This is a genomic window from Microcystis wesenbergii FACHB-1317 (assembly GCF_014696875.1).
Taxonomy (GTDB): domain Bacteria; phylum Cyanobacteriota; class Cyanobacteriia; order Cyanobacteriales; family Microcystaceae; genus Microcystis; species Microcystis wesenbergii_A.
The window spans coordinates 1-2,630 of the sequence record NZ_JACJQV010000027.1 but is presented as its reverse complement, the minus strand read 5'-3'; the positions used below and the strand labels follow the sequence as shown (position 1 = coordinate 2,630).

The window sequence follows — 2,630 nt, the reverse complement described above, 5'->3', positions numbered from 1 at the left end:
GTTGACCTGAGATTGGTAAATCTTTGACTAAATGTCGATGATTTTGGTGTAGTTTATCGCTCTCTAACCCACAACGAGGACAGATGGCTTTTTGATTTTTCGATTCGATTCGGCAAACTATACCGATATTTTATAGGTGTAGATAGCCTTGAATACAGGTTCCTTTTAGGTTCAAAAATTTGTCAAGTATCATAAGTAAAATACTCTGGTTTTTGGTTATTATATTAAATCTTAACTCAATTGTCTATCTTTTGGTATTAACCAGTTTGTGCTTAAAGTCTTTTTCTGTATGGGTTTCAGCTATTTTTGGGCGTAGGCTCTCTCATCGAATTTTATTTTAAGTTAATTATTTGCATAACAATTACCGAAGAGCCTTTTATTCTTTTTTCCACTTCCATCTAAAAATCGAGAAAAAAGCCAAGCCTTCTACTATACAATAAAAAAATTATGCAAGAGGTCTATTGAAGTCGCTGGTTTCGCTCTACTCTTTACGGGGCAAGTCTTTCAACCGATTTTACTCCTTCACTCCCGAAAAATTGAGCGAACGATGAGTCCTGACTCGGAGAATACTGACTCGGAGAATACTGACAGCTTTCTTTTGCCTTTGGCCTTTTTACTTGCTATAAAGTAGGTTTATTGAAGAAGTGGAGGGAATCATCATCCTATGGCGATAATGACAAAATCATTTAGACAAAGACTGGCAGAGATTTTCGGGTTTGACCTGCGATCGCTGGCTTTATTTCGCATTGCCTTGGCGTTAGTGGTTTTAGTGGATTTATCGGTTCGTTTTAGCCAAGTAACTGCCCATTACAGTGAATTAGGGGTTTTACCCCTAGGAAGCTTATCGAAAGTTTCTGCTAGTCCTTTTTACTGGTCTATTTTTGCTCTCAGTGACTCGGTACTGGTGCAGAGTATCCTGTTTATTGTCGCTATAGCGATCGCATTATTGCTTTTAATTGGCTATCATACCCGTTTAGCCACGATCGCCACTTGGGCGCTAATCGTCTCTTTACATCATCGCAACCCCCTGTTACTATTTGCCGCCGATGACGTAATCCGGGCAGTATTATTCTGGGCGATGTTTTTACCCCTCGGTGCCTGTTATTCCGTGGAAAGTGCCTTAAACACCAATCCCAACCCCCTACCCAAGCGCGTAGTTTCGGCTGCCACGGTGGCTTTTATGATACAGGTGTGTTACATCTATATGTGGTCAGTGGTCTTTAAACTCAAAAGTGAGACTTGGTGGCCTGACGGTACAGCCGTTTATTACTCTCTTAGTTACGATCAATACGCCACCGCTTTGGGGAGTTTTTTACTGACTTTACCGCAGCAATTCCTCAAATTCCTAACAATTTCAGCACTAGGCTTTGAATGGTTCGGTCCGCTCTTGATGTTTGTTCCCCTTCGCAATAGTTTATTTAAAATAATCGCCGTAGTTTCCTTTATTTTCTTGCATACGGTTTTTGCACTGATTCTACATTTAGGGGTTTTCCCTTTCTTGAGTGTTACCCATTGGTTGCCCATCATACCTAGTCTTGTCTGGGATTGGGGACAAAAACGGATGAGAAACCCAGAAAGAGAAGGTTTAAGGATTAATTATGATCGAGATTGTGGATTTTGCAAGAAAGTTGTTCATCTTCTCCGCACTTTTCTCATTTTACCCGGCACTCCCCTGTTAGTCGCGCAGGATAACCCCTCAATATACGAGGATATGGTGGCCCAAAATTCTTGGGTGGTGGAAGATTGGCAGGGAAAACGTCGGTTTAAATGGTCAGCATTGGTTTATATTGTCAGTCTTTCGCCGATTTTCTGGTTTTTAGCGCCAATTTTGCGTTTACCGCCCCTCATGACCCTGGGAACGAGAATTTATGAGTGGATTGCCTCCCATCGTCGTTTTATGGGCAATTTCACCAAACCTCTCAAGTTTCGTCCCCTGACGATTAAATCCTCTTTACCTTTAAATATTTTGGTAATTTTCTTCTTCTTGTTGACCAGTATCTGGAATTTACGCAGTTTTGTCCGGCAATCGGTCGATAGAGGCGATTTAAATACACCTCTAATTCAGTCTCTTGATCGCTTGCTCACCCGTCGTACTTTTAATACAATTGATATTCTGGCAAGAGTTACCCGTTTAGACCAATATTGGACTATTTTCTCCCCTAGCCCCCCTCGCGATGATGCTTGGTTTGTGGCAGTCAGTCAATTAGCCGATGGTTCCACGGTAGATATATTTAGAGAAGGACAGCCGGTAATTTGGGATAAACCGACGGATAGCGATCGCAATCGTTTGTATAAAACCATGCAGTGGCGGGTATATTTTATTAATCTTAATCGAGCTATCGGTCGGTCAGTTTATAGAGAGTTTGGTCAGTATCTCTGTCAAAACTGGAATCAGCAGCACGGTAGTGATCAACAAATTAAATCCCTGCAACTTTATATTATGCGGGAAAGGACTGTCCCCCCCGGAGAAAAACAGGGAATCGAAAAAGAACTACTCTGGCAGCAAAACTGTCTTTAATCAGTTATCAGTTATCAGTTATCAGTTATCAGTTATCAGTTATCAGTTATCAGTTATCAGTTATCAGTTATCAGTTATCAGTTATCAGTTATCAGTTATCAGTTATCAGTTA

General features: G+C 41.0%; 1 protein-coding gene and 1 pseudogene. One reads left to right on the top strand and one right to left on the bottom strand.

Annotation, left to right across the window (positions count from 1 at the left end; all coding sequences use genetic code 11):
* Nucleotides 1-193 (bottom strand): annotated as a pseudogene (locus H6F92_RS00425) (ISL3 family transposase); the annotation flags it as partial.
* A gap of 471 nt (nt 194-664) precedes the next feature.
* Here H6F92_RS00425 and H6F92_RS00420 point away from each other — a divergent pair.
* Nucleotides 665-2,518: a hypothetical protein gene (locus tag H6F92_RS00420; protein WP_190356402.1), complete on the top strand. Its 1,854-nt coding sequence runs from the start codon at nt 665-667 to the stop codon at nt 2,516-2,518.
* The last annotated feature ends 112 nt before the right edge of the window (nt 2,519-2,630 follow it).